We start from the raw sequence: 24,818 nt of genomic DNA, 5'->3' as shown, positions 1-24,818 counted from the left end.
ACTTGTGATATTCAAGCAATAAAAAAGCAGGCCGAGGCCTGCTTTTTTATCATTTAACAGATTTACTCAATATTCTGAATCTGCTCGTAGAATAGCATTGATAATGCCCTTTAAATCAATGCTTTCAATCAATTATGGTGAGTAACCAATATTTGTTACTCACCGATATACTCACCAAAAAAATTTTGGTTAACTTACTGATGTTGCATCCACAGCAGCAGATCGGACAGCAACCAAGACTTGGTTGCACCAACTTGCTTGGCTACCGGGACTTGGCCTTTTCGGCTCAGCCTCCACCAAGTGGTGTTGCTGACGGAGGTGATCTGTTTACGCTCAGCTTCTCTCACCAGGCGCTCCGATTCACCGTATGCCGTCAAAATCTCGGCTCTTTGTGTCAGAGTCGGTTCAGTATAAGGCATTTATTTTTCCTCCTCCACCCGGTGGGACATCAACCATGCATCGAGATCATCGCGCTTAAAGTACAGCTTGCGATTTGGCTTGTAGTGCGGGATCTGCTTGCTATGGGTCAGCTTATAGATGTATTTAACTGACAAGCCTGTGTACTGAGCCGTCTCTTCAGCACTAAGAAACTGCTTTTGCGATGTGATCAAGGTGCGGAGTTCTTCTGTTGCGGTCTTGATATCTGCCAGAAGCGCTTTAGCTTCCGCTCGTTCCTTTTGGGAAATGGGAAAGTGGGAAATCATGCCTCACCTCCTTGTTGAAAGTGGCTAAAGTCGACGCTCAGTTCTAATTGTTCAGCGATCTTGGCTGGGAAAATCTTAAAGTTTCGAGCTATTCGGCCAGAAATACTGCTTTTGAAAGTGCCGCGAGCTGGCTCATTGGTGTGCAGCCAGCCTTGGTTATTGAGATATATGGCTGTCTGAGTGACCTGATTGTTGAAATCTAGATTGAAGGCTCGTTTAAACGCATCTCGGTGGATATGCCAGCAAAGTTCATCATTTTCGTAGCGCCACCATCCATTTTTGGCTACCTCCCCTGGTGAGCTCATTGAATACTGCCACTTGGGAATAATTTGCCGAAGGTGGCTCTTTATATTTCGCTCTTCAAAATTGCAGTCCTCATCTTGATTGGCAGCCCAAACCTCAAACACCTTGCCGATTTCCAGTATTGCGCTGCCCTTATTCCAAGGAAGGGCTCCGATCTCAATGGCGAGTTCTCCTACTGCTGCAATCAAAGCAAAACGATCCGTTGCGAAACCAATTTGATTGCTTTTGGCCAACTCGTAACAGTCAAGCCACAGCGCGGATATCGATTTAATTTTGGCTTGCAGCCTCCCCCGAAGATCGTCAATCGATGCCACTTGATTTAAAAAGGGCTGAAGTGCTGTGCCAAATTGTTGTGATGTTATTTGTGTTATGTGTTCTGCAAATTCTTTGGCAGAAGGAAATCCATGTATGTGCTCGAAGGCACCGTATCTTTGAAACAGAGGGACTTCAAAAAAGCGCATCAGCTGGCCAGCTTGAACTTTTCGATTTGCCTGGGCTAACACTTGGGCAAGACTAACCTCACCGGTAGATAGCCCGATGATGCTCCAGTGGAACTGCTCTTGAAGATTGGCATTCTTTGTCGCCCGCAGCTTTGATGTGCCATTGCCTAGTTGATAAACACCAGAAAGAATTGCCTCAGGGTCTGCCTGCTGAAATTCATCCAACAGAACAATCATGTTGTTACGAGATTTCGCTCTGGCTTCCAGTCCGTTGGCAGTGCTGCTCCATGAGTCACAGTAATTGAAGTCAGAACACACAGAAGCTGCAAGCCTAAGTAAGGTGGTTTTGCCAAATTTTGAACCACCTAATATATGTATAAGAAATGAGTCCCAGTCGAGCTTTGATAGGAGTGGAGCGGCGAAAGCAGCGCACAGCGCAAAGCTCATCAACGCATTATTTTTGCATAGGCTGGCAACCGACTCTTGCCAATCGATAAACGTACCTCTCGCACTTAACTGCTCAGCTGACTCATTCTGAAAAATCACTTCCTGGCCACTAAACCCAGCAGTCCAATTTGGCGTAACGAATTGATTGAAGTACCAGCCTGTTTGCTCGACTGTTACCACAGTTTCATCTGGCGATGATGAGAGAACGTAATCAATAATATGCTTCCAGTACCCCTGCTTGTGGTGAATGTACAGACCGGTATCTGCAAGCACTTGAATCATTGAACGACCACCATCTGCAAGAATGTCTTTCATCTTGAATACTCGCTCATGATGTTCACCGACTCGTGAGCACCACTGAATCAAAATGCCAAACCCTCGTTTAAAGTCAGGATCATAAGTGAAGGCTTTGACACTCATGGGGCCTGCGATTTGCACAGGTGCCTTATCTTCCTGTTCCAAGATCAAACCAACTTTCTTGGCTATTACTGTTTGGTTCATAAATCACTCCTAATTTAATAGGCCGCGGCGCTATAGTTTTCAGCTGTTTTCAGTTCATTTCATCGACGTTGGATATGATATCTGTGCTGGTTGAATGATTAGCACTCTGGAACTGTCCAAACCGGGCTATTTGGCGGTGATTTTAAGTGTGAGGTGAGATGGTTTTGGCTAAATGGCTGTTACAGCATCATAAAGTGATTCTCTTGCACATGTGAAAGCGTGAGGTCGAAATCGAGAGCGGTATTATAGGAACAAATATTTCAACTGGTGCATAGTGCCAAATTCCTTAAGGTTGCCAAATTTTTTTTGTGCAGCAATGAACAGTTTTTCATCAAACTTGGTCGGAAACATTACTATTTTGCATGGTGATTGCGACGTGACGTAAACCCTGCAAGGTTGAAGAATACCGCATGGATTGTTGGAACCGTACATCCTCGAATCAGATGAAAATTCGCTGTAGTCAGCATTGATAACCAGAACCAGCTTATCGAAATGCCAGCTGATGTTGGCATCTCCACCCTGGCAGCGATCAATCGCCTCTTTTATTATTTCTAGCTTTGCTTGATTTAAGTTCTTCATACTTATCCTTAACTGTGTCGACAGTGTTTTTAGTGCCCTGAATTGCTGTGTCAGAACATCGTTAACTTATTGATTTTTAGGGGTTGCATGTTGGTTTTTTCGTGAGATTATGAATTTATTCACTAAATCAAAGGAGTGTCAAAATGAATAAATTAATCTATCTCTCGATAGCCACCTGTGTGGCAATCACAGGCTGCGCTTCAACCTCAGAGCCTGTCGTTTATGACAGCAGCCATAGCCGCGCTTACAACATTGCGCAGGCCGGTGGTTTATATGACGTAAAAGACAAGAAGGTTCCGCGAGCCGACTATGAATCGTTAAGCTTTGTAGGTGATGCAGCTGCAAACACTTTGCTTTTCACTTCAACTGCGGGCTTGGGCATGAGCCTGTCAGAAGGCTTCGGGATCGGCTTGCTCACTGCTGCTCTGGAAAACCCAGATCCAGCCCAACGAAATAGCATCGTAGCTTGGATGCCACAATCTGAGGCAGAATCGCCAGCACAGGCTCAGAAGCTCCTACTCAATCAGGTAACGAAGGCGATGTCAGAAACCTTGGATGAGCTTGATGTTGGCTATGAAAAAACATCAGCCACTGATGATGAAACTACCGAGTTCTACTTTTATAGCAATGCTCTAGGGTGCCCACAGTATGAACAAGGCATGACCAACCGTGATCTTTGCTACGTGCGGGCGCAGATCATTGAGCCTTATATTCACGCTAGCCCTGATTTTGTCGAGAGCAGCACTCAAGCCTACACCTTCAGATCCAACCACAAGTATCGTTACCATCGCTTCAAGGTAACGCCTGGAAAAACAGCAACTCTTCCCCTAGAGCAAATCTATGCTTCAGTCAGCAAAAAGTTGCCGGAGTGGGTCTACTTATACATTGCGTCTGGTAATTTACAGTTCGGTGAGCAAAGCGTAACTGCACCTTACTTGCTTGAGCAAGGTCAGCCTCATCTGTTCATCACTCAAGATGACTCCTGAGTAAGAGGCCAAGCTGATGATGACATTAACGACATTTTCCGAGAAGCAATCTGACTCACAAGCACATGTATACTGGCGTGTTGGCACCAAGCGAGGCGGCGTTCTTGATGTAACTTTAGATTTTGAGCATAGCGATAGTGCGCTGATTGCGGAGTTGTATGCCATCCAGCATTTGCTCTTTGTCGAGCTGGTACTTGGTCGTGAGCCGGGTTCTGGCAACGGTTATCGTTTGACTGTATCGAAAGGTGCAATCAAAAAGCTTGCCCTTGGTCGCTCCGATAAAAAATACGTCTATAAATACTCGTCCTTTCTGCAAAATCGTATGGCTGGTGTCACGATCGAGGTTTCACAGTCGAAGGATTTTCTACCAGTGCTTGACGATGTTCCAATAGTAGAACTTGCCGTTGATTCGCGCGATTTGTCCTGTGAGCTTCAGACCATCAGCACACCCGCGATGGGCAAGGTGAAAATCACCAAACATGCTGTAGAGCAATATGTATCTCGGCTCTGCTCAGGCAAGCCAAAGAACCCCTGGTTGTCACTGGTTAAGCGCTTGCAGCACCCTAAGTTATGCAGGTCCATTTTAACGGACAAGGTTCGTCAGCATAAGGTTCGAAAATATGGCACAACCGATAACATTGAGGAGTGGCGGCATCCTGATGATGAATTTCGCTTCCTTGTGCTAAAAAACGGGGATACTCGAACATTAGTGACTAGCTATCCCCGTTGTTGATGTTGGGCTCCGACTTTCACATGTGAAAGTCGGAGGCTAAGTAAATGCTGATTGTTTTTCGCGGCCAGCTACCGCGTATTCAATGAGTTATTGCTCACTGAAGTTATTACATTTTATCTGTTTCCATTGGCGATAGCGCACTCTGTAGTTGCCCATTCTGGGCGCAACCCTGTCGCTTTAAGGCTTTGGTGGCTCACCGGTTCTGCCAAGCAGCTTCCAGAGCAGGCAAAATGCGTAAAAATGATCTCTCAAAGTAGCTTCACTCAAATCGCCTCGCCGGTTGTAGTAGCGATGAATATGCGCACGACCCACTTGCGGAGGCTGTTTCACTCCATGTTCGTGCGCTGCAATGTCTTCCAATGCAGCAATCAGTCGTTTCACCATATTGCGACGAGCAACTTTACCGCCATGGCGAACGTATTCATGGCACCTCTGCTTGACCCATCGTTCCATAGTCTTCAGCCCAAATAACTGTTTGTCACATCAATACGCCCGTGCCCAAGTTCTCGCGCTACTTGGCTACGGATCTCTTTATCCAATGCCCTAGCATGTGAAACGCTGATCTTCAGCTTTTCAGCAAGGTATTGATGGTGAGGCCTACCGTGACCAACTTCCGCTCGAACTGGGCATTCAGTTCGCATCAGTGTCAGGTAGCGCTCTTGAGCATAATGGTGGCGTTCACTATGAAAGTTAACAGGTAAACGGGCGGCTTCTTTATAAGCGTCTTGGCGAAACTCTTTGTAGGTCTGGTGAGCAGGTATCAGGCTTCTGCCATCTTGAATTGCAGCCGCACGCTGTAAAACTTCTACTTGTTGCTGCGAGACAATAGGTACACAACGGTGGCGTCCTCCCTTTGTGCCATCTTTAATATCAATTACAGATTTTGTTGTGGCCTGTTTAAGCGCAGCTTCAGCATTTAGCTTGGCTGACTCTTCAAATCGTAATCCAAATTCGCGTTGTAGTTCCAACAATACGCCAACTCGTTCAGATGCAGCAGAGATGGCGAGATTATGAAGCTTAGGTGTAGCACTTCGGCTTTGTTCGCAAACACCGGCTCTGGTTGGTAAGCCGCCTTCACGGACCGGATCAACTCGAACTTGGTTATCTCCACGAGCGATCTCCATTACCCGATTTACGGCACTCATATAATTCTGTGCAGTCGCCGGTGAGATCTGGTCACGCTCAAAGCGATCTCGTAAATGCGCAGCATATTGTTGTAGGTGATGAGTCTCCAGCTTACGCATGTCTTTTATCCCAAGCTCCGCTTTCGCCCAGGTCGCAAACACCCGCCATCGATCATGGAGTGTTTCTCGTGTTTGAAAACTTTGCACATCTTCCTTTAGCGCATTTAACCCAGCTCGGATCATATCCCTGTTTTGTAAGCCAAAATTGTAAGCGTCTGGATTTGCTCGTTCGCACCTCATTGCTGTCGTCCCTCAGGTTATTCAACTAGCGGCCATGCTTTTCATCATTGATTGGTAAGTGATAAGGCAGTTTTTCTAACAGCTCTGCTTGCTGCTTGGCCTCCGAGATCTTGCTCGGTACATAGAGTAGATAAGCCCGATACCCACGGTGTTAATTACTGTTAAACAGTTACGAATGAACATCGCTATGGAGAAAGCAACTCATTCAACTACCTGGTTCGTTGCATTGCTTTGTTGCATAGATGCGCTGTACTGGTAGCAGATCCGGCTAATGTCATCGTCTTTGTCTCATTGTATTGATGGAAGGAACCTGCGAAAAGCAGGGTTTTTCGTGCATTTTTGTGCGCGGTGCGAAAGCCCTGCCGCATTGAGCGACAAGGCTTTCGTCGGGGGTAGCTACCCCCGTCTCTGTTCCCTGACGGGAGACAGAGACGGGGGCTGGAGTACAGCTGTGTAAAACTGCTATTTGGTTTGTGTTGCAGAGCAGGAGGTGCTCTGGTGAAGTAGGCAGGCTCGATATTGAGTCTGGATTCTGCAATCGAACAAGTCTGATCGCAGGTAACTTTGGCTGTGCAGTAAAGCGTACGCACAGCAATACAGCAGCATAGTGCCGCAAATATAATCAAAAAAATCATGGTGTTTCCCTCGGTGTGAGAACAATCAGGCGAGGGAGTGCCCAGTAGGGGCAATTCCCCCGTTCTGGGTTAGAGTTTAAAGACCAAAGTCTTTGAGTAGATAGGTATCTTGTTATTGCTGTTTTTGGCCAGCTACCGTTGATGCCCCTTCATCTTTGCGCAAGAAAAGAGCAGCGTCAATCGAAATCGAAAAGCGACTTTTAGGTTGGTTTTGGATTGTTAAGTCATAGCTTGTGCTTTGAAACTTAACAGTTGTTTTTTGATTGTTTTTTGATTGTTTTTTGACCGGGTAAGGGAATAAAGAGCGTACACCTGTCTATTTGGAGAGTGGAGGCATAAAGTAATTGTTTATGTTTATTTGCCTGGTATGATTGCCTAGCGTTTAAAAATGACAGTAATAGTGAAGTAATGAAAACAGGTGAAGTTCTTGTAATTGACCTTTTTGCAGGCCCAGGCGGGTTAGGTGAGGGGGTATCTTCAGTCACTGATAAGGAAGGAAATCGACCATTTAAAATCGGTGTGTCTGTTGAAAAGGAACCATCTGCGCACATGACGTTAACCACAAGGGCTTTTTACAGAAAGGTAAAAGATACTGAGGTGGGCTTAAGAAGCTACAACGATTATCTCTTGGGTAAGTTAAGCCGGGAAGAGCTATTTGCTCGCTTCGCAAAAGAGGCTGAACAAGCACAGCAAGAAACGCTTTACACTCCTCATGCCCTTGGTGATGACAACGACGATATTCATCAACGTATTACAAAGCTAGTTAAGGAGCATGGCAACAAGCCTAGAGTCGTCATAGGCGGGCCGCCATGCCAAGCTTATTCACTGGCTGGCCGTTCTCGCAATGCAGGGATAAAGAACTACAAGGCAGAAAAAGATCATCGTAACTTTTTGTATAAAGAATATTTAAAAGTGCTATCTATTGCGCAGCCGGATGTTTTCGTAATGGAGAATGTACGCGGTATACTTTCTGCAAAAATAGACGGGGAAATTATGTTCCCTCGCATTTTAAAAGATCTTAGAGCGCCGGGGCGCGTTACTAAAATAGTAACACCGAGATACAAAGTTTTTTCTTTGGTTGTTGATGCCAACGACCCAACTAACCCTACTTATGACGACCCTACCAACTTTCTAATTAAGTCGGAGAACTATGGTGTTCCCCAAGCTCGTCATCGTGTCATTCTACTTGGTGTACGTGCTGATATTGAAAAAGTACCAAGGATACTTACACCATTTGAATATAGATCAACAGTAGAGCAAGTATTGGCTGATTTGCCTAAGCTCAGAAGTGGCTTTTCTAAGCGTAAAGACAACGCGACTGATTGGGGGAGCGTTGTTTCTAAGAATGCTACCCAAGTTAAACGATTACTGAAGACGCAATTTAATCAATCAAAAGATTTAGACATTAAACCGCATAAGAATCTCGCTCGCTCTGCGTCTCAGCCCGTCGAGTGCCCAATTCAAATGCCCGAGCACTTAATTGAATGGTATCGAGCGGTTGAGCCACCTTGTGTGTTAAATCATGAAACTCGTGGTCATATGGAAAGTGACTTGCTCCGTTACGCTTACAGCGCTGCATATACACAGCTAAGTGGTGGTACTTCTCCTAAGGCGAGAGATTTCCCAAGAGATCTTGCTCCTGCTCATGAGAACTGGAATTCCGGCTCTCATGCTGACCGCTTTAGAACTCAAGCGGCAAACAAGTGCTCAACAACGGTGACAAGTCATATTTCAAAAGACGGGCATTACTTTATTCATTATGATCCGAAGCAATGCCGAAGCTTAACAGTTCGAGAGGCCGCTCGTTTGCAGACATTTCCGGATAATTATAAGTTTGAAGGGAATAGAACCCAGCAATATGTTCAAGTTGGGAATGCTGTGCCACCCTATTTGGCACAGCAGATAGGTAAGATTGTGATTGAGCTACTTAGTCAAAGCGAATAATCCCTGGTCGTGCTGCATGTTGAAATGCATTGAAGCTAATATCTGACAAAATCTGATCTTTTAGCCTAAAAATTGGCTTGCCAAGCCATTTGTTAAAATCTGGAATTGCCCCAACCTGATACATAAAAGTTACTTTAACGATATATTCCTGTTCACAAACTCTAATGTTAGGTAAACGATAAATCCCAGAATGCTTGGTTTTGTCCTGCTCTCTAAAAAATGTAAATCTTTCGTATTCAACAGGGATCATTGCGGATAAAAAGTATCTGTGAAGCTTTGTTTTCCGCTGTGCTTGATCACATTCCGCAGACAGCTCTAGAAAGCCTAGCCTTGTTGCTGCGTGAGCTTCGGCTCTTTCAGTACTGTCACCAATATCGCAGTTTAGAAATTCTTCATTCAGTAGCGCTTTGATTTTTCTGCCAAAATGGTTTTTGATTTTCTGAGCATTGTCAGGGTTGTTCATGTAGGTAGGTTCAAACTCTACCCAAGTCCCACGTTTGGTATTGGAGGCCTCAGCGTCTAACTCTTCGACATGATAAAAGGAGTTTAGATATGCTTTCACATCACTGTCTGCCCTGATTCGCTTTCCAATCTCATTGGCTGCATCAGTCCATACAGAAGGTTCTATTTGCTCATACATTGATTGTATATGGTCATGAAGCACTGGTTCTAAGCCAAGCTCTATCGCTATATCTGGTTCTTCTGCAGCATTTTTTACACCCAAGGTTTCATTACCAATTACAGATAGCATGGACTGAAGTTTGGTAGTGGTTTTATCTTTATATTCACCTAAACTTTCATGTTCGGTCGCGCGAGCTAAGTTGAACAATGAATCTGTTGTTTTTTGTGCTGCAGTTGAGACCCGGCCTTCCCAGCTACATAATGCATCGAACACCTGACTTTCTTTAGTTATAGTAGTAATTCGTTCTGCTAGGTCTTGTTGACCTGATTTGAACTGAGTCTTGTCTAGTACTCCCCAGTGTATAGGATGAGGTATATCGGTATATCGCTCATAAATCACTTGCATTACAGGATCGACAGTGCCTGCATTACGAGACCAAAAGTACAAGATGAATGGGCCACTCAGTGGTAACTTATGTAGAACTTCTGCAATTGGGCCAGCTAGTTGTTTTTCATCAACTTTTTGAAGCTCTTGAAGGTTAAGATCAGAAATTACGATGCGTGGCTTGATCATGTCGAGTTTGACGTGATCTATTCCTGACTCATTGGCGGGATCATCTCCTTGATAGTGTATAGGGAAGCATGGGTAGCCCATGCGCGTAAAACTATCTTGAAGTATATCTAAGTCTTCTTTGTTATCGTCTATAAGAACGATACTTGGTAAACTGATCATTATTATTCCTAGCAAAAAATCATTACTACTGCTGCCCCCTGATATGCTTCAGGTAGGTCTAAATCTTCTGGGTTGCATATTTGAAGTCTACCTCCGATTGTTTCCATCACTTTATCGGCGTAGTAAAGCCCAACCCCCATACCGCCAGGTCTAGAGGTTTTGAAAGGCTGGATCGCTTCTTCTGGGGTCAAACTAAAGCCAGGGCCATTATCCATAACAACTAATGCTGGACCTTCCTTAAACCAGTTGGGAAGGGTATCGATACGTATAGCAGGTTTAAAATCACTACCTTTTTTCTCAGCTTTTAAGTTTGTCCAATGAATTGAGTTATCGATCAGGTTAGTTAAGGTTGCTTGAAGTAAACCGAATGGTGCCGTAACCTCAAACGATTCTGATTCGTCAGTATTGACAGGACAAGATATAGTCACATTGTGGTGTTTGAATCGATGTGTATTAAGTTTGATAATCTTTTGAGTAAGAGCTTTGATGTTAAACGTTTTCTGTTCATTACGGCGGAGAAGTGGAGCAAAGCCCTCGAGTAATTCAGCAAGATGTTCTGCTCGTTTTAGAAGGGTTTCGTAATCATCAGACTGTCGGATTGCTTCGTTTAGATCATCAACCCCCCTTTCTACCTCGTGAAATATTACAGCCAAATTGATGCCAGCTATGCCAGAGCTTAAAGTAACCTCCCTCATTTGAAGATAGTCTGATTCAATTTGTGCAACTTTACCGCTCATTTCTTCTTCAAGCTTGTGTTTTTTGATTGTTTTTTTAATGTCTTCAATGCTCTCGGTGAAGCGAGTTGTTGCTGGTGACGCATCTTTAATATCTCCTTTTAGGTAGGCATCAAGAGCTTCACGATCATTTCTGTGCTTTAAGTGAAAATCTTCAATCACACTAGCGACTATCCATCGATAACGTTTATAAGTGTCATTATCATCAAAACCCTCACGGTTTGTTTTTTCCTTGAGACCGGCGCTATCCTCAAGGTTTAAATCAATACCACCAATAACCATTCCTGTATCGATTTTTTGACCAGGCATATTGATTCTTCCTGCGTTTAAACCGAGCCAGTCATCTTTCCCTTCGCCATAGTTGAAGACGCGGATACCATCTCGGTATACGCGTACTCCAGATTGTTCCTTTAAATAATCTTTAATTAATTGGGGAGAACCAATAGCGCTTAACACAGCTCCAGTTTTCATGAATATATAAAAGGTGCCGGATATAGGACCGATTCCCTTAATATCTTCAGGTTTTAGCAATAATGATTCGCGAATCGCTTCTTCGCGAGCCAACTCTTCTTCTTTGCTAGGTTCTAAAAGTTCAAGTTGCTCATCTTTAGTTTCTATAGAGGAAGAAGCTAGCTCTTTGAATGTTTGAGGAGGATTGAAAGAGTAGGTCGACGAAAACTGACCATTTTCATCGATAATGAAATCATATGTCCACAGTGCCTTGTCGAGTATATCTTTAGCTTCTAGTAAATCTGCGACTTCCTTTTCTCTGCCTGGAACATTCAAATTTACATCGAAGTCAGATACAGTCTTGAATGGCGAGATAAGGCTAGTCAATAGGCGTTTAAGGCGTCTTAAATCACCACGAGTCCAATGTGTGTTGTTTAAGTCACCAATTTCAATTCTTGTCCCCGTTTCTGATTTGAAATACTTAGGTGTTTCTAGAGGTGTAATTGTTACTCGCGTATCTTCAATGTACTGAGCTTCGTCAATCAATTTGGGCCAATCAATAGTTATCTGGTGTTCTGCAGAATCTTTAGCTCTTGTGTTGATTGTAAGTTGCTTACCTAATTTATGAACAGCTAGGCGGCCAACTCCTTTTTCTCCTAGAGGTAGGCGATTAAGTGGAGCTGGAGTCCTGACTTTATTTTTGCTACGTTTACTGTTTGTACCTATTTCCATCCACTTGTTTAGGATGTCCTCTTTGGTCATACCGAAGCCGTTGTGATCCCATATAATAATGTGCGGGTTATCACCATCTAAGTTCAGCGTAACGTCCACTTTAGTTGCGTTGGCATCGTAAGCGTTTTTTACGAGCTCAAATACAGCCAAACGGTCGTCGCCAATTAATTCATCACCTAAAAGCTTGAGCAAGTGGGCATTTGCTCTAAACGGCGTAATTAGTGGCATTTTATCTTCCATTTCTACCTCTCAAACATGAGTGACCTAGCCTTCTGCATAATCAAAGCTTTTGTGTTTTATTCGGTGGCCTACGATAAGTAAACTTAGAATACTGTAGGTGAGGAAATCTTGCTGATTGCCTTCACTGTTCCAATTTTATGATTAAGCAAGTAGTTTTAGCTATTCGTCTGTGATAATGCCCCTAATATCATAATTATTAAACTAGTTTTGTACTCTATGGGGGTTAGCTCACACCAATTTTTGTGTGGTTCAGGGGGGCTTTCAGCAGCGTAATAGCTTAAAATTCTGAGGTTTCTCTTAGTGTTCTGTTAGTGCATTTCATTTGTTTTCAATTGCTTATTGCGTATTCGATGTGTTGTGCCAGACTGGTTTATGAGGTGTAACTAAATGAGGAACTGGTATGGCTATCAAAATGAAAGCTGTTTCAGCGGAGGCTGCGGCAAGGCATCCTGGCAGCGCTGGTATTGAACCTCATGCTTTCACAGAAAAAGAGGCGGAGACAGCAGTTATTCGTGATTGGCTCTGGCCGCTTAAAGTGATGGTGAAATTGGTTCTTTTTGTGGCGTTGTTGTTTGCCTTGCCCAGCCCAATTTCATTTTTGATTATCCTGTTTACCGCAGCTTATTGCGTGAACAAGCTACATCGACGTTATGGCAGGCCCAGAGCCAGCACTAACAGGGTGAGACGGTTCCAAGGGCATGGATCGATATCGATGGGAGCTAGCTCGGCATCTGGCTTATTAAGTTCAGGAGTATACCAAGCTGGATTGGTTGATGCGGTAGGTGTGGAATTGATACCAGATGCCGCAGATTATGCCTCTGATTCGAGTTCTTCATTTTTGTGTGGTGATATCAATCCAGCAAGTGGCCTTCCCATGATGGAAAACTCCTGTATTGATATCGGCGGCAATGTGTTTGGGGATGACAGCATGACCAGTATTGATACTGGCTTCGATTGTGGTGGTATTAGTTGCGAACCATTTGATTCAACGATTTGAGGAGGCAGTATGGAATTGCTTTGGTATTGGCTAGCAGGGCTGCTTTTGACGATAGCTGCCGTTGGAGGAGTGTATTGGTATGCTGCTTATCAGGCCAAACGGTGTGGGAGTGGCAAGGAAGGGTAGTGTTCCCAATTTCCCTGATTTCCCACTTTCCCGAGTTCCCAAGGTTATGGCGAGTATTTGCTCAAAGATACTTAGCGATGCGATCTGCAACCTTCTGGTGTGCTTCTCGTCGCTCCTCCAGAAAATCGTGACGGTTGTAGATGCCTTCAACACCTTTGAGTTTGTGATTTAGACATCTTTCAGCCACTTGACCATCAATGCCCTCGGCTGAAGCCAGTGTTCTGAAGGTACGACGCAGGTCATGGACAACAAAGTAATCAACCCCTTCCATTTTATTTTTGGTTGGCCTCTCTTTGTCACGACCAAACAAATATTTAATAGCGGTGGTTATTGTATCTGAGCCCATGTATGGATTTTTGCTCCTCCTTCTACTCGGAAATACATAATCGGAATCAAGAGCTCTGATTTTGAGTTCTTGCAGCCATTCCACAGCTTGGCGAGGAAGTGGAATAGTTAATGGTATGCCATTTTTGGTTCTCTCTTTGGGGAGCTCCCAGATCCCATTATCTAAATCAAACTCATCCCAAGGCGCTTGGCATAGCTCGCTATTTCTGACGCCTAGCACTAGATATAAGCAGCAAGCTAGATAGTTTTCTCGTGTAAAGCTTACATTGTTCTCTCTGAACACTCGAAACACAGTTGCTATCTCGTCTTCGGTTAAAACACGCTCTCGACTTTTTTCAACACCTCCTGCGTCGTTGACACGAAAAGCTGCTGCCGGGTTGAACTGTGTGAGATCGAGTTTGTTGGCATGTCGAAAAAGCTGTTTCATGTACATCAAGGTATCATTTGCGATGCTTTTGCGGCCACTATCTACGACGCGCTTGATTACTTCTCTTACATCAAGAGCAGTGACTTGATCGATTCTTATTTTGCCCATCACTGGGTGGATTTCTTTGGTGTAGATACGCTTGGGGATGTTAGCGTGTTGCAGTCTTACTTGAAGATCGTTTTTATACCAATCATCGAACAGTTGCTCGACGGTTTCTATACCTGACCATTGACGGCGTTGACGTTCGGCCAGTGGATTTATGCCTTGTTTAATGAGCTTTCGCTGCTGGAAGGCGGCATCACGTGCGTCAGCCAGGGATAGTTCTGGATAGGATCCAAGTGTCATTTCTGGGCGGCTGCCGTTGATTGAAAATCGCAAGATCCAAAAAGGTTCTCCAGAAGTCGGTACGACGAAGTAGAGGCCGTTGCCATCTGCGGTTTTGCGTGGTTCATCTTTGGCTAAAGCAGCGACTTTTCGTGCGTTGAGCTTACCCATATAGTTCTCCTTATCATGGAAAGTTACTCACCATTTAAGGGCATACTAGATCAATCCTACTCACCATTAAACTCACCAGTTGGTTGAAAGTTTAGGCAAAGACCTGAAATCTCCTGAAAACAAAAAAAGCCCCTATTTACAGGGGCTTGGTAAGATTAAGTAAGCTCAAAGAGACTCAAAAACCCTTATTCAATGTTCTGAATCTGCTCGCGCATTTGCTCAACAAGAACTTTTAGTTCTACGCCAGAAGCCGTGATATCGGTGCTAATAGACTTAGATGCCAGTGTGTTCGACTCACGGTTGAACTCTTGCATCATGAAATCAAGACGACGACCTACAGAGCCACCTTTCTTCAAGATGCTGGTTGTTTCTTTAACGTGAGAGTCTAAGCGGTCCAGTTCTTCAGCAACGTCTGATTTCTGTGCCAGTAGAATAAGTTCTTGCTCTACGCGCGAGGCATCAAGCTCAATTTTTGCTTCTTCAAACTTGCTTAGTAGGCGTTCACGTTGCCACTCAAGAATTTCTGGCATGCGAGCACGTACTTTGATTACTTCAGCAGTGATCGCTTCAAGACGCTGAACAATAAGCGCCTTCATATTTTCACCTTCGCTAGCACGAGCATCGATGAAGTCGCTAAGACCTTGTTCGAAACCCTCAAGCAATGCTTTATTGATGGTATCCATATCCTGTTCAGGTGTTTCCATTACACCAGGCCATTGCATCACTTGGAATGGATTTAGGCGGCTATCTTCACCTGTCATTGTCATAACTTGCTTTGCTGCACCAATCACTTGCTGAGCGAGTGTCTCGTTGATGCTTAGCTCACCTTTTGCAGCAGGGTTTGCTTCGAAGCGCAAGTGGCATTCGACTTTACCGCGTGCTAGGCGTTTGCGGAAACGTTCACGAAGTACAGGTTCTAGACCACGAAACTGCTCAGGAAGACGGAAGTAAGTTTCTAGATAACGTTGGTTTACTGAGCGGATTTCCCATACTGCGCTACCCCAGTCACCTTTGACTTCTTTACGCGCGTATGCGGTCATGCTGTAGATCATGGATTGATTTCCTTGGATTGATAAATTGTTCAAACTGTCTTCATGTTAGCATAGTGAGGTGCGCTAAGTCATACACGATGAGATATCCAATGGTGGATGTATTGAATTGTCTCTAGCACTTAGGATGCTAGACCCGTAAAGCCAACTTCGCTATAATCCTCGCCCAACCAAATCCTCTTCCCCAACAAAGGTAATGTCCATGCGTCCAAATGATCGCGCAGCAGACCAAGTGCGCCCAATAAAAATTACTCGCAACTATACCGCTTATGCAGAAGGTTCTGTATTAGTCGAGTTCGGCAATACCAAAGTGTTGTGTAATGCAACGGTAGAGGAAAATGTCCCTCGCTGGCTAAAAGGCCAAGGTAAAGGCTGGGTAACGGCAGAATACGGCATGCTACCACGCTCAACACATTCAAGAATGCGCCGTGAAGCTTCAAGTGGTAAGCAAGGCGGACGTACTATGGAAATCCAACGCCTAATCGCCCGCAGCCTTCGCGCCGTTGTTGATTTAGAGGCTATGGGTGAAATCATGGTCACGGTTGATTGCGATGTGATTCAAGCGGACGGTGGTACACGTACGGCGTCTATTTCGGGTGCAAGTGTGGCAATGGCGGATGCGTTCGCTCACTTAGTTGCGAAAGGCAAACTAAAAGCGAACCCAATGAAAGGCCACGTTGCTGCAGTATCTGTCGGCATTTTAGGCGAAGACATCCTATGCGATCTTGAGTACACCGAAGACTCCGCTGCTGATACCGATATGAACGTGGTAATGACTGAAGACGGCCGAATGATTGAGATTCAGGGGACCGCTGAAGGCGAACCGTTCACCCACAAAGAATTAATGGCATTGCTGGAGTCAGCAAATAAAGGCATTGCCGAGATCGTTGCAGCTCAGAAGTTGGCATTAGAAGATTGATTGATAGCTCCCGTAAGGGGGCTATTTTTTTGATTAAGATACAGGCTAACGTCGTACGTCATTCCCGCGAAGATAGGAATTTACTAAAGCCTGGAGATTGCGTTGAGCAGACCCCTGCCTGCGCAGGCGCGCGGCTGGTGGGGTGACGACATATTAAGTTAGTCAATTTACGGCTCGCGTCATTCCTGCGTAGGCAGGAATCTAGTCAAAGCGAGTGATAACTTTGACTAAACCTTTGTCCAAATCAGGTATGACAATGGCATACCTAAACACAACAACTGAGAGAGAAAAAATGAAAGCATACCAGCGTGAATTTATTGAATTTGCACTAGAAAAAGAAGTTCTAAAATTTGGCGAATTTACCCTTAAATCTGGTCGTAAAAGCCCTTATTTCTTTAACGCTGGGCTTTTCAATACTGGCCGCGACCTAGCACGTTTAGGCCGTTTCTATGCGGCAGCATTAGCAGATTCTGGTATTAACTATGACGTGCTGTTTGGCCCTGCATATAAAGGCATCCCTATTGCGACAACGACAGCAGTTGCGCTGGCTGACCACCACGATGTGGACACTCCTTATTGCTTCAATCGTAAAGAAGCAAAAGACCATGGTGAGGGTGGTAACTTGGTTGGTAGCCCATTAGAAGGCCGTATTATGTTGGTTGATGATGTGATTACCGCTGGTACAGCGATTCGCGAGTCGATGGAAATCATTAAAGCCAATGGCGCTGATCTAGCTGGCGTACTTGTTGCTATTGATCGTCAAGAAAAGGGTAAAGGCCAGCTATCAGCGATTCAAGAAGTAGAACGTGATTTCGGCTGTGCGGTCATTTCGATTGTAAGCTTAACTGACCTTGTAACTTTCCTTGAAGAGAAAGGTGATAACGCTGAGCACTTAGAGGCAGTGAAAGCGTATCGTGCAGAGTACGGTATCTAACTATTAGCAACGTTAAAAAAGGGTCGGTATGCTTGCATACCGACCCTTTTATTTTTTAGTTACTTGGCTTTATTTTACAAAGTAACGCCATTCTATCGTGACTCTCGGCTACAGCTTGCTTGCTACAGTCGTACTTTTCCTTAAATGGAATAAAGTCACGCTGTCTATCTTTGTACGAGATGATGTAGAACTCGTTTAACCCTTTCACTTGGTCATCCGACTCAAACACCTTAGCTTGACCGTTACTGTAGTACTGGCCTGAGTATGATCTAGGGTAGACGTAGAAAGTACGGACATTAGGATCGATAGTTTCAAAGATCGCCTTATCACTGTTATCAGCAATCTTACCTGTAGCGAGCATATAAGTTGCTGCAATCAGCGCCACTGGAACAATCAGTGATGCAATGGCCAACCAAATGGTGTCCTTCTTCTTCCAGAAAATGGCCAACAAAATACCGATAGCTGGTGTGCCTGGGAGAACATAGGTTGGCAAGATATTGCTCGACATAGTAAATAGAATCAACGGAGACAACACCCACCAAATTGCAAAACTGGTAAAACCGTGATTCTGCTTTGCTTGCTCCCAACCAAATTTGGCGCGAACTAGCATTAAAATAGGCAGAATGATTGACCATGGTAATACCGCCAATAGCCAGAAGAACCAGATTTTTCCTTTAGGTTCCTCATGACCAGACCCGTATAGATCACCTGTCCAACCCGGCTCAACAAAACGCTTATAGTGTTCGCCAACGATAAAGTAGTCGATAAAGCCTGGTGTAGCGCGTTCAGCCATGATGTACCAAGGCAAAGCGATGGCAAGCATTAACAATGTGCCTTTGATGAGCGGGAAGCGACGCCACAGTTCAACAAACGCACCGATAATGCCATGTTGAACTACCATCCACGGGAAGACCGCCAGACCAAATAAGACGATGGCTACTGGTCCTTTAGCCAGCAAGCCAATCGCGAGACCCGCAAAGCCAACGTAGCCCCAGAGAGTCTCACCACGCCAGCATTGATAGAAGCCAATCATCGCTAGCGTTAAACCTACAGTAAGCGCCATATCCGTCATTACTGCACCGGCAGAAATGGAGAACACGAGCGTCGTAGATAACACAACAGCTGCAACAAGCGGGTTATAACCATTCTTTTTCGCGAACCATGCCGCTGCCCACACTACTAAGACCCCAGCCAGCCAATGTGGAAGACGTAACGTAAACTCAGATAGGCCAAACAGTTCAACGCTCGCAGCACTCATCCAAGTGAATAGTGGTGGTTTGCCCCAGAAAGGCACTCCATAATCAAACAGAGGTGTTAACCAGTTTCCGGTTTCCACCATCATTCGCGCCATTTCTCCATAACGTGACTCGGTCGTATCCATAAGTGGATAAAACCCAAGAGAGAGTAGGCGGATGAGCAACGCACCAATCAGCAAGGTCCACAGCGTTCGCTCTTTATTAATCATTTTGTTAGCTCCAACTTGTCGCCAAAACAGATAACAGGATTTCTGTTACAAACAAAACAGGATGATAGCTATATCATCCTGCCAAATAAAAACTCACGAAGTCTCACACATTCTTTAAGTGTAGGTCAATAAATTGGCAATCAATCTATTGTTAGGGAGTGTAATTTTATAAACAAAATTCAAATGTTAAACGACTTTCTTAGTTTGAAGTGCAGCTTCAATCAGAGGTGGTACAAATTGACTGACATCGCCACCATGTATGGCTACTTCTCGAACCAAGGTCGAAGAGATGAACGCATGCTCTTCTGCTGGTGTAAGAAATACACTCTCTAAACCAGGTAGCAAACGTCGGTACATATTGGTCAACCCGAACTCATATTCAAAGTCGACAGTGGTTCGTAAACCACGAATAAGCACATTGGCTTTTTCGTCTTCAGCAAAGTTGACCAAGAGGCCGGAAAACCCTTTGACAGAGACATTGTCCAAATGCTTGGTCACCTCTTGGGCGAATTCAACCCGCTCATCAAGTGTAAACATGGTGTTCTTACTCGGACTTGCTGCAATCGCTATGATCACTTCATCAAACATAGTGGCCGCTCGTTCAATAAGATCAAGGTGACCATTGGTGATAGGGTCAAATGTACCAGGGTAGATAACTCGAGATAAACGCTTTTGGGTCACAATGTTTGCTCTAGTAAGAAATTTTGTTCAGTGTAACATTTTATAGATGCGAACAAACAGACACGCAACAGTTATCATTAATCCAATGACTTGCTATTATCCTTGAGTTGCTAGGTATACGAGATAAAGAGAAAGATCACATGAAAAACATTCTGGTAGTTCGAAACGATAAAATCGGTGATTTTATGTTGGCCTGGCCGAGCTTTGCGATGCTCAAAGCGTCTATGCCGGAATGCCGTATTACTGCGCTTGTACCTAGTTATACTGTCGCTTTAGCAAAAGCATGTCCGTGGATTGATGAAGTGATTATTGATTGTGGAGAAAAGGCGGATAAACACACTCAGGCAACACTCATAAATACTTTAAAAGGTGCGAAATTCGATGCATCGATTAATCTATTCTCAACGACATATAACGCTTTATTGGTTTGGAAAGCAAAAATCCCATATCGACTCGCTCCGGCGACTAAGCTAGCGCAAATCTTCTATAACAAACGTATCAAACAAAAGCGCTCACAAAGCGCTAAGCCAGAATATGAATACAACCTAGACCTTATCCGAGCGTTTTTGACAGACCAAGGTATCAAAATTGTTGAGCCACGCGCGCCGTATTTCTCTTTTTCCCTCGATGCGTTAGCTAAGCAAAAAGAAAAGCTCTCTTCTCAACTAGAACTAAATAAAGCTAAACCATGGATCTACGTACATGCTGGAAGTGGTGGCTCAGCCAATAATCTATCTTTAGAACAATATTGCGAGTTGATTGCAGGTATCAAACATAGTGCTGAAATCGTGCTGACTGCTGGGCCCGGAGAACAAGACAAGGCAAGAGTGCTGCAACAACTGCTTGCGAGCAACGATATTCGCAGTGTGGTTTATGATAAGAATGACGGGCTGGTGGATTTTTCATGCTCACTCGCATGTGCAAGCTTGTTTGTTGCTGGTTCGACAGGTCCATTACATATCGCGGCGGCTTTAGATGTTCCAACTGTTGGTTTTTTCCCCGCTAAGCGTTCAGCAACACCGCTGCGTTGGAAGCCTTTGAATTCAGATGGCAGGCACATTGCTTTCTGTCCACCAAAAGCTGAGGACAAAGCGAGCCAAGAGAATATGACTCGCATTGATTTAGTTCAGGTAGCAGCGGAGCTTAATCCTTGGGCGGCTGAGTACTTGTCCTAACCCACAAGTCAGCGTATTTCACAAAGGTGGAGTGCGCTGACAAAATTGATAACAAAAAGCCCTGCTTACCATCCAAGAATCCAGCTTTAATAATGTACATTTTTACAAAGCAAGCAATAGCATGAATGATCCCTTGAGAGATACTTGAGCGTTTTCCACGTTTCTCTCGTTGTTCTGCCCAAGCTTTTGCGTAGCCAGCAGATTTGACTAAATAATGATGGATATCATCGTAGGTGTAGTGGATTAAGTCACCTTTCAACGTCTCAACTTGCATGTCGCCATTCGTTTCAACTTTTTCGTGAACCAAAGAATCATCGTATTGAGTTAGTTTGGTTGGATAAAGACGCAATACTTTGTCAGGATACCAACCGCAATGCTTAATAAAGCGCCCAAATACCCAACTAAGGCGGGCAAATTGGTAGATAGTGGAAGGTAGGTTCTTTTCTACAGCCTCTACAATACTGTGCTTAAGTTCAGGAGTAACTCGCTCATCGGCATCAAGCCAGAATACAAAGTCTGACTCTACATGACTTTGTGCCAAGCGTCGTTGTGGTCCAAACCCCGGCCACTCAGGGTTTGCATGAAACTTCGCACCGAACTCCGCTGCTATTTCCGCGGTATCATCAGTACTACCAGAATCCATAATGACGATTTCATCCACCCAGCCTCGCACAGACTCGAGACAGGCACGTAGGTGCTTGGATTCGTTTTTTACAATCATTGCGACAGCAAGTGTTGGTTTGGTCACGGTAATGGTCCTTGGTTTGTACCCCCGGTTATTATAGAGGGGTAATGTAATTCGTAAATTTTCGCCGTCCCCAATTATCTCGTCATCCTCACGAAAGTGAGGATCTCCCAAAGCGAGTGACTATACGTGAATAACGGCCTAGTAATTAAAGCGTACTCAACTCCACAGCGCGCTTCAGGAGATCCCATTTTTCAAGGGGATGACGGTGGATTTACCCCTTGGATTAACCTAGTCTTTCCGCCTCGATAACCCGATCGAACATTTCTATCACGTTATCTGACGAAATTCGCTGCATTGCTTTTTTATCCTTAACTCGAGCGCGCCAACTAAGCTCTGCACTTGGTTTCCCCGTCTCAGCTAAAATTGCCTCTTCATATACAGACACTACATAATCCTGATAATTATATGGCCCAGTACGCTTTGGGTTATGGTGAGCATACAGGCCTATAACTGGAGTTCCCATGGCGTTAGCCATATGAGTAGGACCAGTGTCTGGTGCAATAACTAAATCGGCTAGATCAAGAAGGGCAAGCATTTGGAGCAAGCTACTTTTACCAACCAGATTAGTAATAGGCGATGAGAGACTTTTCTCAATCTTTTCACTAAGCTCAATTTCGATCTGAGCAGGGCTTCCCGCGAGTAGTATATTCCAGCCTAGCTGTATCGCATGTTCAATCACATCAACATAGCCGTCGGCGGGCCAGTTCTTATAGCCTTTACTTGCCGCGGGCACGATGACCAAATTGCGCTTATCAGCAACATATTGCTTAGCCCAGGCATGATCTTCCTCAGAGTATTGAAGTTGCCATGTAGGTTCTGTGGCTAGTATTCCCAGCGTTTCGGTAAAAGCCATTAGCCCATCAAGAACGTGCATTTTTCTCGGGGAAGGAACTTTTACATTAGTAAATAGCCCTTGAAAGTCTTGCGCACGCTCTCCATCAAAACCAAGCTTATATTTTGCCTTGATGCCTAATGTCGCAATGCTAGCGCGAAATGCGTATTGCATGTGTAACAGAGCGTCAAATTGCTGTCCTTTCAATTGCTGCCAAAGCTGCTTGTAGCCTTGCCAACCAGTTTTTTTATCAAATACAACAACCTTGATACCGGTAATGCTCTCTAACAACCGAGCCTCAAGCTTACCAGTAATCCAAGTGATTTTAGTCTCAGGCCAATAGGCCTGAATGGCTTGCACGGCTGCAATGGTATTACAGACATCACCAATGGCAGACAGGCGTAAAATACATATGGATTGAGGTGGGGTATCAAAAAGTGCCATAAAATCGCAAAGCTAGAGTCAGATGTAAAGATTATGCAGGGGGGCGGAATGAATGTAAAATCAGATGGATGGAAAATGACTCTCCACCTTCATGTAGCCCCCTTATATTGGAGCAAGAAATTGAAAACAGTTAAAAACAACAACACAACTTACTGGTTTGATGAAAGCTTGCTGAAGGAACCGATCGAAAAGGTGTTTGACCCCCAATATTGGCAAGACAATAACCGAGTCATTGGCAGCGCTCAAGGGCGCGGAACAACGTGGTTTGTAGAAACACAAACTATCGAGGGGGCACTACGTCATTATCGCCGTGGAGGCTTGTTCGGTAAATTGGTGAAAGACCAGTATTGGTTTTCGAGCTGGGACAAAACTCGCAGCTATCAAGAGTTTCAATTGCTTCAAACCTTGATTAAAGCTGGGGTCAATGTGCCAAGACCGATCGCTGCACAGGCAACTAAAATGGGCATTTATTACAAAGCTGACTTGCTGAGTGAAAAAATCCCCAATGCTCAAGATCTTGTTTCTATTTTGCAGGAGAAGGTGTTACCAGAGTCAATGTATCGAAAGATTGGTAAAGAAATTCGTAAGATGCATCAAGTTCAGGTGAACCACACTGATCTCAATATCCACAATATTCTGATTGATAATCAGGAGAAGGTTTGGATTATTGATTTTGATAAGTGTAGTAAGCAGGCTGGTGACAACTGGAAGCAATCTAATTTAGATCGATTGAAGAGATCGTTCCATAAAGAAATACTCAAAGCTAATATACAAGTAACCGAAAAAGATATTGGTTTACTCTTGTCTGCAGCAGCTTAGCCTCAGACAAAGACTAAGCTGCAGTTATTTCTCTATTGAACTGATGACTTATTGGATGAAGCTAACAGAATAGGAAGAGTTAGGACAAAAGATAGGAAGTAAAATTGCGAATAAACCGCATAATCCGCAAAATTACTGTAAAAGCTGTTAAACACTACGTAGGAAAAAACTGTCACCAGAAACATAAAACTAGAGTACTGGAATCTCTCATTGGATGCTTTAGCTGCTTGATAGCCTTGTATGATTAATATCATCAGTAAAGTGGCGTAACACAATGAAAAAGCAAGTCCATTCTTAAAAATCTGATCCAAGTAGCTATTGTGAAGGTCAGTAAAGCCCCAATTACGTCCGTCAAATTTGAGATCTTCAAGTAGTTCTTTAGGGAGAGAGCTGAGTACGTTCTCAAATGCAATTTCAGGCTTATTCAGTCCCCCACCAAATAGTAGGTATTGCTTATCTTCAGATGCGTTCACTTTGGACAACTCCCACGCTGTTTTAATCATGACAACTCGAGCTTGAATCGACTCGCCTTGAATCGATTCTGCTGAAAAGCCTCGTTCAACAACTTCTCTTTGGAATGTATCCATTTGAAACACTGAAAATGTAAGCAATAAAATGGCGAAGATACATTTCCAACTACTTTTAATCATGATTATCGAAAAACCAAATAAAATAATAGCAATAGATACAATGCCACCTTTACTTCCAGCAAGTACCGCGGCAAAGACTGAAAGTGCTACGAATGCTACAGCGACAGCAGTTTTTGGTAACTGCTTACTGTTCAGAATATAGACTAATGAAATAGTTATTCCGGTTGCTAGAACTACCGGCCAACGGCTGTAACCTATACGTCCCCACAGCCTAACAGTCTGTTCGCTAAAGAAATCGTAAACATAGGCAAATAGGTATAGGTCGATAAAAATGCAAACTAGCGTACTTAATAGAAAGGCAATCAGGGACCACTGCATTGCTTTTGGTTTTGTATGGGCTGTCACTAAAAAGGCTGCGGGGAGAAGCAAATATAGATACTTCTGTATATACACTAGTGAGTCAGGCGTTGTTCCTTTTGAAAAAAAGGAGAAGATTAGGCCTGAGACAAAGACTAAAGCAGAAGATCTTAGTACAAGAGACTGTGAACTGTTTAGTTGAATCTCGT

The 24,818-nt window shown here is 44.2% G+C and carries 23 protein-coding genes; 8 read left to right on the top strand and 15 right to left on the bottom strand.

Annotation, left to right across the window (positions count from 1 at the left end; translation table 11 throughout):
* Window positions 1-194 precede the first annotated feature (194 nt).
* The 4 genes from L2W36_RS18895 to L2W36_RS18880 form a co-directional block, all read right to left on the bottom strand.
* Window positions 195-419: a hypothetical protein gene (locus L2W36_RS18895; protein WP_236111165.1), complete on the bottom strand. Its 225-nt coding sequence runs from the start codon at window positions 417-419 to the stop codon at window positions 195-197.
* Window positions 420-704 (bottom strand): helix-turn-helix domain-containing protein, encoded by a 285-nt coding sequence (locus L2W36_RS18890; protein WP_236111163.1) that lies wholly within the window; start codon window positions 702-704, stop codon window positions 420-422. It abuts the gene before it with no gap.
* Window positions 701-2,395 carry a DUF927 domain-containing protein gene (locus tag L2W36_RS18885; RefSeq protein ID WP_236111161.1) on the bottom strand — a complete coding sequence of 565 codons (1,695 nt, stop codon included), beginning with the start codon at window positions 2,393-2,395 and terminating at the stop codon, window positions 701-703. Before L2W36_RS18885 ends, L2W36_RS18890 begins: the two co-directional genes overlap by 4 nt.
* 243 nt (window positions 2,396-2,638) lie before the next feature.
* A complete protein-coding gene (locus tag L2W36_RS18880) occupies window positions 2,639-2,974 on the bottom strand; it encodes a hypothetical protein (protein WP_236111159.1) in 336 nt (111 codons plus the stop codon).
* A gap of 143 nt (window positions 2,975-3,117) precedes the next feature.
* On the opposite strand from L2W36_RS18880, the gene L2W36_RS18875 reads away from it, so the two are divergent.
* Both L2W36_RS18875 and L2W36_RS18870 read left to right on the top strand, forming a co-directional pair.
* Window positions 3,118-3,960: a hypothetical protein gene (locus tag L2W36_RS18875; RefSeq protein WP_236111158.1), complete on the top strand. Its 843-nt coding sequence runs from the start codon at window positions 3,118-3,120 to the stop codon at window positions 3,958-3,960.
* A 16-nt stretch (window positions 3,961-3,976) separates the two neighbouring features.
* Complete coding sequence (locus L2W36_RS18870) at window positions 3,977-4,693, top strand: hypothetical protein (RefSeq protein ID WP_147724822.1); 717 nt, start codon at window positions 3,977-3,979, stop codon at window positions 4,691-4,693.
* A 177-nt stretch (window positions 4,694-4,870) separates the two neighbouring features.
* Here the strand turns inward: L2W36_RS18870 and L2W36_RS18865 are convergent, their stop codons facing one another.
* On the bottom strand, window positions 4,871-5,146 hold the full coding sequence (locus L2W36_RS18865; protein ID WP_236111155.1) for a hypothetical protein: 276 nt from the start codon (window positions 5,144-5,146) through the stop codon (window positions 4,871-4,873).
* Between the two features lie 5 nt (window positions 5,147-5,151).
* Window positions 5,152-6,117: an integrase domain-containing protein gene (locus L2W36_RS18860; RefSeq protein WP_236111152.1), complete on the bottom strand. Its 966-nt coding sequence runs from the start codon at window positions 6,115-6,117 to the stop codon at window positions 5,152-5,154.
* A 1,043-nt stretch (window positions 6,118-7,160) separates the two neighbouring features.
* Here L2W36_RS18860 and L2W36_RS18855 point away from each other — a divergent pair.
* Window positions 7,161-8,696 (top strand): DNA cytosine methyltransferase, encoded by a 1,536-nt coding sequence (locus tag L2W36_RS18855; protein ID WP_236111151.1) that lies wholly within the window; start codon window positions 7,161-7,163, stop codon window positions 8,694-8,696.
* Here L2W36_RS18855 and L2W36_RS18850 read toward each other — a convergent pair.
* Together L2W36_RS18850 and L2W36_RS18845 are read right to left on the bottom strand one after the other, a co-directional pair.
* Window positions 8,680-10,050, bottom strand: coding sequence for a hypothetical protein (locus L2W36_RS18850; RefSeq protein ID WP_026958156.1), 1,371 nt, complete (start codon window positions 10,048-10,050; stop codon window positions 8,680-8,682). The genes L2W36_RS18855 and L2W36_RS18850 overlap by 17 nt on opposite strands.
* Before the next feature lie 8 nt (window positions 10,051-10,058).
* Window positions 10,059-12,206 carry an ATP-binding protein gene (locus tag L2W36_RS18845; RefSeq protein ID WP_236111148.1) on the bottom strand — a complete coding sequence of 716 codons (2,148 nt, stop codon included), beginning with the start codon at window positions 12,204-12,206 and terminating at the stop codon, window positions 10,059-10,061.
* Window positions 12,207-12,606: 400 nt separating this feature from the next.
* On the opposite strand from L2W36_RS18845, the gene L2W36_RS18840 reads away from it, so the two are divergent.
* On the top strand, window positions 12,607-13,203 hold the full coding sequence (locus tag L2W36_RS18840) for a hypothetical protein (protein ID WP_236111146.1): 597 nt from the start codon (window positions 12,607-12,609) through the stop codon (window positions 13,201-13,203).
* Between the two features lie 187 nt (window positions 13,204-13,390).
* Here the strand turns inward: L2W36_RS18840 and L2W36_RS18835 are convergent, their stop codons facing one another.
* Both L2W36_RS18835 and L2W36_RS18830 read right to left on the bottom strand, forming a co-directional pair.
* Window positions 13,391-14,596 (bottom strand): tyrosine-type recombinase/integrase, encoded by a 1,206-nt coding sequence (locus tag L2W36_RS18835; RefSeq protein ID WP_236111136.1) that lies wholly within the window; start codon window positions 14,594-14,596, stop codon window positions 13,391-13,393.
* A 185-nt stretch (window positions 14,597-14,781) separates the two neighbouring features.
* Window positions 14,782-15,648, bottom strand: coding sequence for a YicC/YloC family endoribonuclease (locus tag L2W36_RS18830; RefSeq protein ID WP_236111133.1), 867 nt, complete (start codon window positions 15,646-15,648; stop codon window positions 14,782-14,784).
* A 199-nt stretch (window positions 15,649-15,847) separates the two neighbouring features.
* Between L2W36_RS18830 and rph the strand changes: the two genes are divergently transcribed.
* Both rph and pyrE read left to right on the top strand, forming a co-directional pair.
* Window positions 15,848-16,564: a ribonuclease PH gene (gene rph, locus L2W36_RS18825; protein ID WP_006071259.1), complete on the top strand. Its 717-nt coding sequence runs from the start codon at window positions 15,848-15,850 to the stop codon at window positions 16,562-16,564.
* 292 nt (window positions 16,565-16,856) lie between these two features.
* On the top strand, window positions 16,857-17,498 hold the full coding sequence (pyrE, locus tag L2W36_RS18820; protein ID WP_236111130.1) for an orotate phosphoribosyltransferase: 642 nt from the start codon (window positions 16,857-16,859) through the stop codon (window positions 17,496-17,498).
* Window positions 17,499-17,553: 55 nt separating this feature from the next.
* On the opposite strand, the gene L2W36_RS18815 is transcribed toward pyrE, so the two are convergent.
* Window positions 17,554-18,960 (bottom strand): ArnT family glycosyltransferase, encoded by a 1,407-nt coding sequence (locus L2W36_RS18815; protein WP_236111190.1) that lies wholly within the window; start codon window positions 18,958-18,960, stop codon window positions 17,554-17,556.
* Window positions 18,961-19,149: 189 nt separating this feature from the next.
* The gene (gene coaD / locus L2W36_RS18810) at window positions 19,150-19,644 is read right to left on the bottom strand and encodes a pantetheine-phosphate adenylyltransferase (protein ID WP_236111128.1); all 495 of its coding nucleotides are present in this window, start codon (window positions 19,642-19,644) and stop codon (window positions 19,150-19,152) included.
* A 140-nt stretch (window positions 19,645-19,784) separates the two neighbouring features.
* Between coaD and L2W36_RS18805 the strand changes: the two genes are divergently transcribed.
* Window positions 19,785-20,819, top strand: coding sequence for a glycosyltransferase family 9 protein (locus L2W36_RS18805; protein ID WP_236111126.1), 1,035 nt, complete (start codon window positions 19,785-19,787; stop codon window positions 20,817-20,819).
* Here L2W36_RS18805 and L2W36_RS18800 read toward each other — a convergent pair.
* Together L2W36_RS18800 and L2W36_RS18795 are read right to left on the bottom strand one after the other, a co-directional pair.
* Window positions 20,788-21,573: a glycosyltransferase family 2 protein gene (locus L2W36_RS18800; protein WP_236111188.1), complete on the bottom strand. Its 786-nt coding sequence runs from the start codon at window positions 21,571-21,573 to the stop codon at window positions 20,788-20,790. The two genes, L2W36_RS18805 and L2W36_RS18800, sit on opposite strands and share 32 nt — an antisense overlap.
* Before the next feature lie 217 nt (window positions 21,574-21,790).
* A complete protein-coding gene (locus L2W36_RS18795) occupies window positions 21,791-22,843 on the bottom strand; it encodes a glycosyltransferase family 9 protein (RefSeq protein WP_236111125.1) in 1,053 nt (350 codons plus the stop codon).
* A 75-nt stretch (window positions 22,844-22,918) separates the two neighbouring features.
* Between L2W36_RS18795 and L2W36_RS18790 the strand changes: the two genes are divergently transcribed.
* Window positions 22,919-23,662: a 3-deoxy-D-manno-octulosonic acid kinase gene (locus L2W36_RS18790; RefSeq protein WP_443088404.1), complete on the top strand. Its 744-nt coding sequence runs from the start codon at window positions 22,919-22,921 to the stop codon at window positions 23,660-23,662.
* A gap of 32 nt (window positions 23,663-23,694) precedes the next feature.
* Here L2W36_RS18790 and L2W36_RS18785 read toward each other — a convergent pair whose 3' ends face one another.
* The gene (locus tag L2W36_RS18785) at window positions 23,695-24,630 is read right to left on the bottom strand and encodes an O-antigen ligase family protein (protein ID WP_236111121.1); all 936 of its coding nucleotides are present in this window, start codon (window positions 24,628-24,630) and stop codon (window positions 23,695-23,697) included.
* Window positions 24,631-24,818: the final 188 nt, after the last annotated feature.

It is taken from the genome of Vibrio sp. McD22-P3 (assembly GCF_021568915.1).
Classification (GTDB): Bacteria; Pseudomonadota; Gammaproteobacteria; order Enterobacterales; family Vibrionaceae; genus Vibrio; species Vibrio mediterranei.
This window is presented reverse-complemented; position numbering and strand designations above follow the sequence as displayed.

Coding starts and splice junctions, on each gene's coding strand:
- L2W36_RS18895 (WP_236111165.1), bottom strand. CDS start 419: ATGCCTTATACTGAACCGACTCTGACACAAAGAGCCGAGATTTTGACG.
- L2W36_RS18890 (WP_236111163.1), bottom strand. CDS start 704: ATGATTTCCCACTTTCCCATTTCCCAAAAGGAACGAGCGGAAGCTAAA.
- L2W36_RS18885 (WP_236111161.1), bottom strand. CDS start 2,395: ATGAACCAAACAGTAATAGCCAAGAAAGTTGGTTTGATCTTGGAACAG.
- L2W36_RS18880 (WP_236111159.1), bottom strand. CDS start 2,974: ATGAAGAACTTAAATCAAGCAAAGCTAGAAATAATAAAAGAGGCGATT.
- L2W36_RS18875 (WP_236111158.1), top strand. CDS start 3,118: ATGAATAAATTAATCTATCTCTCGATAGCCACCTGTGTGGCAATCACA.
- L2W36_RS18870 (WP_147724822.1), top strand. CDS start 3,977: ATGATGACATTAACGACATTTTCCGAGAAGCAATCTGACTCACAAGCA.
- L2W36_RS18865 (WP_236111155.1), bottom strand. CDS start 5,146: ATGGAACGATGGGTCAAGCAGAGGTGCCATGAATACGTTCGCCATGGC.
- L2W36_RS18860 (WP_236111152.1), bottom strand. CDS start 6,117: ATGAGGTGCGAACGAGCAAATCCAGACGCTTACAATTTTGGCTTACAA.
- L2W36_RS18855 (WP_236111151.1), top strand. CDS start 7,161: ATGAAAACAGGTGAAGTTCTTGTAATTGACCTTTTTGCAGGCCCAGGC.
- L2W36_RS18850 (WP_026958156.1), bottom strand. CDS start 10,050: ATGATCAGTTTACCAAGTATCGTTCTTATAGACGATAACAAAGAAGAC.
- L2W36_RS18845 (WP_236111148.1), bottom strand. CDS start 12,206: ATGGAAGATAAAATGCCACTAATTACGCCGTTTAGAGCAAATGCCCAC.
- L2W36_RS18840 (WP_236111146.1), top strand. CDS start 12,607: ATGGCTATCAAAATGAAAGCTGTTTCAGCGGAGGCTGCGGCAAGGCAT.
- L2W36_RS18835 (WP_236111136.1), bottom strand. CDS start 14,596: ATGGGTAAGCTCAACGCACGAAAAGTCGCTGCTTTAGCCAAAGATGAA.
- L2W36_RS18830 (WP_236111133.1), bottom strand. CDS start 15,648: ATGATCTACAGCATGACCGCATACGCGCGTAAAGAAGTCAAAGGTGAC.
- rph (WP_006071259.1), top strand. CDS start 15,848: ATGCGTCCAAATGATCGCGCAGCAGACCAAGTGCGCCCAATAAAAATT.
- pyrE (WP_236111130.1), top strand. CDS start 16,857: ATGAAAGCATACCAGCGTGAATTTATTGAATTTGCACTAGAAAAAGAA.
- L2W36_RS18805 (WP_236111126.1), top strand. CDS start 19,785: ATGAAAAACATTCTGGTAGTTCGAAACGATAAAATCGGTGATTTTATG.
- L2W36_RS18795 (WP_236111125.1), bottom strand. CDS start 22,843: ATGGCACTTTTTGATACCCCACCTCAATCCATATGTATTTTACGCCTG.
- L2W36_RS18790 (WP_443088404.1), top strand. CDS start 22,919: ATGACTCTCCACCTTCATGTAGCCCCCTTATATTGGAGCAAGAAATTG.
- L2W36_RS18785 (WP_236111121.1), bottom strand. CDS start 24,630: ATGCAGTGGTCCCTGATTGCCTTTCTATTAAGTACGCTAGTTTGCATT.